Here is a 7,645-nt window from a genome sequence, read left to right on the forward strand (position 1 = left end):
TTTAAACTTCCTTTAACGGTTGGCAATGTGGACAGTAGTGTGTCCCTCGTTGTGCCACTTTTATTTTAACAATAGGCGCTCCGCATCTAGGACATGGTTTTCCTGTTTGACCATAGACATTCAAATCAAATTGGAACAAACCCGTCTCACCAAACGCACCCGTATAGGATCTAATTGTTGTTCCACCAGCTTGTACCGCAGTGGCTAGCTCAAGAATAATATTTTTACGTAATATAGCTAATTTCCTATCAGAAATTAAATTTGCTGGCTGTTCCGGATTAATTTTACTCATCCATAAAACTTCATCAACATAAATATTTCCAAGACCAGCAACCGCTTCTTGATTTAATAACACAGGCTTGATTGCCATATGCTTACGAGATAAATATTTTTTGAAATAACTGAGCTTAAAATCATCTTCTGTCGGTTCTGGTCCTAGCTTCTTAAGTCCCGAAAGTTCACGTTCTCGACCTGTGGGGATTAGTTGCATGCGTCCAAACTTACGAACATCATTGTATCTTAAATCTTGCCCATCAGTTAAATGAAATATGACGTGGGAATGTTTTTCAATTGGTTCATCTGATCCACGGACAAAATATTTGCCTTCCATTCTTAAATGAGAAACCATTGTCATTTTACTATCAAAACGAAAAAGTAAGTATTTACCCAGTCTATCGATTGATTCAATCTTTCTACCTTCTAATTCACGCTTAAAATCTAGTACATCCCCAGATACAATTTTAGGCCATAAAACATCAATTGATTTAATTGTCTTACCTATAACTAATTGACTAAGACCTCTTCGAACCGTTTCAACTTCTGGTAATTCTGGCATATAATTACCCCCAACCACTTTTTATTTAGTATCAAACCAACTATCACCAAACGCACTCTCAACTTTTAAAGGAACCTCTAAAGAAACAGCAGCGTCCATAACTTCAGGAACTTTCTTTTGCAAGATAGCAATTTCTTCTTCAGGTGCTTCAAAAATTAATTCATCATGTACTTGTAATAACATTTTGGCTTGTAAATGTTCTTCTTCTAACATTTTGTTCATATTAATCATCGCTACTTTAATAATATCCGCAGCACTACCTTGAATTGGGGTATTCATTGCAGTTCTTTCAGCAAAAGAACGTAAATTAAAGTTTCGACTGTTAATATCTGGTAAATAACGACGACGATGGAATAATGTTTCAACATAGCCCTTATCTTTAGCTTCACGCACAACGCTTTCCATGTAGTTCTTAACGCCTGTAAATTCATTTAAATAAGTATCAATAAATGTTTGTGCTTGTTTTCTAGTAATCCCAATATTTTGTGACAATCCATAATCACTAATACCATAAACAATCCCAAAATTGACTGCCTTAGCTGTTCGACGCATATTTGACGTCACGTCATCTGGCGATTCTAAACTAAAAATTTTCATTGCTGTATTAGCATGGATATCGATTCCTTCTTTAAAAGCTTCTTGCATATTAGCATCATGCGCAATATGGGCCAAAACACGCAACTCAATTTGTGAATAGTCAGATGAGAATATTTTCCATCCCTTATGTTCAGGTATAAATGCTTGTCTAATTTTCTTACCTTCAGGAACGCGGACCGGAATATTTTGTAGATTAGGATCTACAGATGATAATCGGCCTGTCGCTGTCAGTGTTTGTAGGTATCTTGTATGAACTTTCTTATCTTCATGTCTAACTTTTAATAATCCTTCAACATACGTTGATTGAATTTTTGCAATTTGTCGATATTTTAAAATTAAATCTGCAATTGGAGCTATTGTACTAAGTTGTTCTAAAACATCAACTGCAGTTGAGTAACCTGTTTTAGTTTTTTTAACAACAGGTAATTTTAATTTTTCAAATAAAATAACGCCTAATTGTTTTGGTGAATTAATATTAAATTCTTCACCAGCTTCACTATAAATTTTAGTTTCCATATCACTTAAAATAGTTGAAAATTCCTTTTTCATAATCTTCAATCTATCGGCATCCACATTAATGCCTTGAATTTCCATCTTGGCTAATACAAGTGAAAGAGGAAGTTCCATATCCGTGTACAAATCCATTTGCTCATGATCAACTAATCCGGCCATTAATGGTTCTTTCAAAAGATTTAAGGCGTCAACTTTCGATGCCATATGACTAAAGAAAATATCATCATCTTCTGGAATTGCACGTTTAACGCCTTTACCATATACCTCTTCATCAGACTTAACGTCATAGTAATCATGTTTCTGTGCAACTTTACTAAGATCATTACTATTATCACTTGTATCTAACAAATATGAAGCCAACAAAAGATCGAATTCAGTTCCTGCAAGTTGAATGTCCAATCGGTTCAATGCTACATAATTACGTTTAAAATTAAATACATTCTTTTTAATTTTATCATTTGAAAGAATTGAAACTAAAGTTTTAGATTTTAACAAATCAACATCTCGTGTTACGAAAAATTGATTGCCATCACCTATCGCAAATCCATCAAAATCTGCTGTATGATAATTATCTTCCAACATCTCTAAATAAAAAGAAATTGGTTGTGATAATTTAGATAATTCATCTAAATTATCACTAGTTAATACTTTATAATCTGTCTTTTTAGGTTCTGGAAATAAATTCATTTCTACACTATCTGATGCTGAATTTAAATTTAATTGACTTAAAAATTTTTTAAAATCCATTTTTTCATAGAAAGCAACTAACTTATCTAAGTCTTTTCCATCCCATTTTGTATCAGGAAAATCGATTGTGATAGGTGCATCTTGTCGAATTCTGGCTAAATCTTTGCTCATAAATGCTTGATCTTTATCTTCAATTAAATGCTCTTTCATTTTACTTTTCTTTAATTGATCAATATTTTCGTAAAGATTCTCCATTGAGTCATATTCTGTTAATAATTTAATTGCAGTCTTCTCACCAACTTTAGTAACACCGGGATAATTATCTGACGTATCGCCAACTAATCCCTTCATATCAATAATTTGCAATGGTGTTAATCCAAATTTTTCCATTACATGCTCTGGTGTAAATTTTTCGATTTCACTAACGCCTTTTTTTGTGACAGAAACTGTTACTTTATCGGTTGTTAATTGTGTTAAATCTCGATCTCCAGTCACAATAGTCACATTATATCCAGCTTCTTCACCTTTTTTTGCCATTGTGCCTATAATGTCATCTGCTTCAAAATCAATTAATTCGTAAGTTTTAATGCCGTATCCTGCTAGTAATTCTCTAAAATATGGCATTTGTTCTTTTAGTTCTGGCGGTGTTTTTGATCTACCGGCCTTGTAATTATCATATTTTTTAGTTCTAAATGTTGTCTTTCCTGCATCAAATGCAACTAATACATGTGTCGGTTTTTCGGTATCTAATATGACATTCAACATATTATTAAACCCATATAATGCATTTGTATGTAACCCAGCTTGGTTTGTAAATCTATCTACAGATTGGTACAATGCAAAAAATGCACGATAGGCAATACTGTTTCCATCAATCAATAGTAGTTTCTCATTAGTATTAGTCATTTAATATCCGTCTCCTTTGAAAATCTCTATCTCTATTTTACCAAACATCAGCCGTGATTAATAATGAATACGCTAATAACTCAATAAAGTAATAAAAACCCCCAAGTTATAAATCCTTAACTTGGAGGTTTAACCTTCTTATTTATGAATTACTAATCTCTACCACCGTAACCAAAGATTTGTAAGAATGAAATGAATAAATTAATAAAATCAAGATATAACATTAGTGCACCTGTCATAGCTAAGTTAGAAACTGAAACATTGCTATCTCGTTGTAAAAATACTTGTCTTAATTTTTGTGTGTCCCACGCTGTTAAAATGGTGAAAATAATCACAGCGATATATGAGAATACGTAATTAATAAGTTCACTTTGTAAGAATAAATTTACAAATGAAGCAACAATTAGTCCAACCAAAGCTGCTAATGCCTGTGTGCCTAATTTAGTTAAATCTCGTTTAGTAACATTTCCTAAAATGGTCATCGTAACGAATACAGCCGAACTTGCGGCAAATGCAGCAATGATATTCCCGACTGAATACATTGATATAATCAACGACAACGTTACGCCCTCAAGTACAGAATACCCCATCAATAAAGCAAATGTTACAAATGGTGCCCTTGATGCCTTTACGTTAATATTTAAGACAACCACCAATTGGACAATAAATAATGCCCAAATTGACCATGAATGTTCTGCCATAAAGCCATAAACTAATTTTTGAAATACTGTCAATGTTAAAAATGCTGTGACAGCTGAAACGCCAACTGCAAGCGCCATATACCCATATAATTTTGCTAAAAAATGATTTAATCCATCTTTTTCATTAATAATAACGCTATTTTGATTATCCATCTTATTTTCCTCCTTGTTAATTAAGAAATCATGTTTAAAATATTGTGATTAATACACTAAAACCTATTACAACTAATTTAATAAAATGAAATAAGTTAGAGCAATACTACTTATTTTAATCAGAATACAACATGACTTTTAACCTCATACAGCATTAACCTTTTTAAAGGATAACCCCTTGTATGTATAAGGACAAGTGTACCAAATCATGTAAAATTATCAAGAATTTTCACTTTTCGTAAAAAAAAATTAAGTAATAAAAAAGAAATGATTCGAAAATCATTTCTTTTTCAGCAACTAATTATTTTTAAAACTTAAATTACTCAATAATTCTTCATATGCATATTCATATTTTTGGACATCTCCAGCGCCCATAAAAATAACAACTGCATTATTGTAATCAAGTAATGGCGAAAGATTATCAAGTTTGATAATCTCGCCACCCTTAACAATCTTTGCACCAAGATCTTCACTAGAAACATTACCTGATGTTTCACGAGCAGAACTGAAAATATCCGTTAAATAAACCTTATCGGCAAGATTCAAACTAATTGCAAAATCATCCATCAACGCAATAGTTCTACTAAACGTATGTGGTTGGAAGACCGCAATTAATTCTTTATCAGGATATTTTTGACGAGCAGCATCAATTGTTGCTTTAATTTCTGATGGATGATGTGCGTAATCATCAATAATTGTCATATCACCAATATACTTTTCGCTAAACCGGCGTTTAACCCCTTTAAAACTTAATAATTCACTTGCAATTTCTTCTAAATCAACTTTTTCAAAATACGAAACAGCAATAACGGCCAAACTATTTAAGATATTATGTTCACCAAAAATTGGAATTTGGTAATGACCTAATGATGTATCGTGATAATAAACATCGAATTCAGAACCTTTAGTTGTTCGTTTTATATCACGAGCTTGGAAATCATCAGAATCCTTTGTACCATAATAATAAATTGGAACATCAGCTTTTATTTTACGGAGTAAAGGATCATCTCCCCAAGCAAATATTCCTTTTTTGGTTTGTTTTGCAACTGTTTCAAATGAATCAAAAACGTCATCAATACCAGTAAAATAATCTGGATGATCAAAATCAATATTAGTCATAATTGAATAATCTGGGTGATAGGCAACAAAATGTCGACGGTATTCATCTGCTTCATAAACAAAGAATCTTGCATCAGGTTTTCCTTTACCAGTACCATCCCCAATTAAGTAACTCGTTGGTGCAATACCACTTAAGACATGTGCAAGCAATCCTGTTGTACTTGTTTTACCATGAGAGCCGGCAACACCAATACTTGTGTAACCTTCCATTAATCGACTTAACATTTCAGGATAACTGACAATATCTAATCCCATTTCACGTGCCTTTTTAAGTTCAGGATGATCCGCTGTAAATGCATTTCCCGCAATTACAGTCAAACCTTCATGGATATTTTTTTCATCAAATGAATAAACCTTAATATTAGCTAATTCTAATCCACGTTGTGTGAATGTATATTGGTCAATATCAGAGCCTTCAACCTTAAATCCTTGATCGTGTAAAATTAATGCTAAAGAACTCATCCCTGAGCCTTTTATTCCTACAAAATAATATACTTTTTGGTTATTCATCATTATCCCCTTTTCTGACATTATTCATTCATAATTTTACCATAAAATGAGTTAATATTCAGTTTGTCGTTAAAATTCTTCTCTCATCCGTCTGAGTTCATCTTCATTTAAATACACATCTCGAGGTTTCGACCCCTTAGCATGTGAGATATGTTGCTGATTTTCAAGTTCGTCAATAATATTGGCAGCTCTATTATACCCAATTGAAAAGACGCGCTGTAATTTAGAAGTTGAAATGGTTTGTTCGTGCGCAATAAAATCTAAAATACCTGGCAATAAATCATCTTGTTGTTCATTTTGATCTGCCATTTTTTTCAGTCCATCTGGATTAAATGCATATCTTGGCTTTCCTTGAGTTCTAACAAAATCTGTAATTAAATCTACTTCATCTTCTATATACGTTCCTTGTAACCTAACAGCCTGACTTGATCCATTACCTAGATAGAGCATATCGCCTCGTCCAAGTAATTTTTCAGCACCGGCCGTATCCAAGATAGTTCTCGAGTCAATTTGACTAGAAACCATAAATGCAATTCGAGTTGGAATATTATTTTTAATTGTACCCGTAACAACATCAACACTTGGTCGTTGTGTAGCCAGAATTAAATGAATTCCTGCTGCTCTAGCTTTTTGTGTAATTCTTGCAATATATTCTTGAACTTCATTTGAAGCAACCATCATTAAATCAGCTAATTCATCAATAATAATTAAAATATACGGCATCTTTAGGCCAAAATCGCCATTAGCTTCTGCTTTTTGATTAAAGTTACCAATATTTTTAGCTCCAGCTGCAGCTAATTTTTGATAGCGTTCTTCCATTTCATCAACAGCCCATTTCAAAGCTGCCGAAGCTGCTTTTGCATCTGATATAACAGGTGCTAATAAATGAGGAATATCATGATATGGCGCTAATTCGACAGCTTTAGGATCAATCAATAACAATTTAACTTCGTTTGGTGTTGCCTTATATAAAATAGAAACTAATAAACTATTGATAAAAACTGACTTACCAGACCCTGTAGCACCAGCAATTAATCCATGCGGCATTTTTTGTAAGTTAGTTACTTGTGCTTCACCAAATAAATCGACACCTAACGCCACCGTCAATGGTGATTTATTTTCTATAAACACTGGAGATCTCAATACTTCCGAGAGAAGGACTGGTCTTGATTTTAAATTAGGTATTTCAATTCCAACACTACTACGTCCAGGAATTGGCGCCTCTACACGGATATCTTTTGCAGCAAGCGCTAGTTTCAAGTCATCAACAAGGTTGGTAATCTTACTTACCTTAACACCAGCAGCTAATGATACTTCAAATTGGGTCACCGTTGGCCCAACTGTCCAGCCATCAACTTCTGCATTAACATGGAATGCTTCCAATGTATTATTTAATACATCAATTTGAGAAAGTACCCAATCATCTAATTCACCAGCATTTTCTAAAATAGGATCTGGTAATAAATCAAGTGATGGAAATTGATAACTTGCATCTGACCTTTTGACTTCTTCATCTGACTGATTATCATAATAGCTATCTTGTACTTCTTGTACTTCTTGTACTTCTTGTACTTCTTGTACTTCTTGTACTTCTTGTACTTCTTGTACTTCTTGTACTTCTTGT

The 7,645-nt window shown here is 33.1% G+C and carries 5 protein-coding genes; all 5 read right to left on the bottom strand.

The features are described from left to right. Position 1: 1 nt before the first annotated feature. Positions 2-835: a DNA-formamidopyrimidine glycosylase gene (mutM, locus tag AC1RO3_RS03315; protein ID WP_481761199.1), complete on the bottom strand. Its 834-nt coding sequence runs from the start codon at positions 833-835 to the stop codon at positions 2-4. A gap of 21 nt (positions 836-856) precedes the next feature. Then, a complete protein-coding gene (gene polA, locus AC1RO3_RS03320) occupies positions 857-3,538 on the bottom strand; it encodes a DNA polymerase I (protein WP_481761198.1) in 2,682 nt (893 codons plus the stop codon). 152 nt (positions 3,539-3,690) lie between these two features. Then, complete coding sequence (locus AC1RO3_RS03325; protein WP_481761197.1) at positions 3,691-4,392, bottom strand: Bax inhibitor-1/YccA family protein; 702 nt, start codon at positions 4,390-4,392, stop codon at positions 3,691-3,693. A gap of 297 nt (positions 4,393-4,689) precedes the next feature. Then, complete coding sequence (murC, locus tag AC1RO3_RS03330; RefSeq protein ID WP_481761401.1) at positions 4,690-6,021, bottom strand: UDP-N-acetylmuramate--L-alanine ligase; 1,332 nt, start codon at positions 6,019-6,021, stop codon at positions 4,690-4,692. A gap of 69 nt (positions 6,022-6,090) precedes the next feature. Continuing rightward, the coding region (locus AC1RO3_RS03335; protein WP_481761196.1) for a DNA translocase FtsK at positions 6,091-7,645 on the bottom strand (1,555 nt) is incomplete at its 5' end.

The organism is Dellaglioa sp. CoH-57-MRSF-19 (genome assembly GCF_056781975.1).

Bases quoted from the DNA above. Each gene is read 5' to 3' on its own strand.
- mutM (WP_481761199.1), bottom strand. From the start codon at position 835: ATGCCAGAATTACCAGAAGTTGAAACGGTTCGAAGAGGTCTTAGTCAA.
- polA (WP_481761198.1), bottom strand. From the start codon at position 3,538: ATGACTAATACTAATGAGAAACTACTATTGATTGATGGAAACAGTATT.
- AC1RO3_RS03325 (WP_481761197.1), bottom strand. From the start codon at position 4,392: ATGGATAATCAAAATAGCGTTATTATTAATGAAAAAGATGGATTAAAT.
- murC (WP_481761401.1), bottom strand. From the start codon at position 6,021: ATGAATAACCAAAAAGTATATTATTTTGTAGGAATAAAAGGCTCAGGG.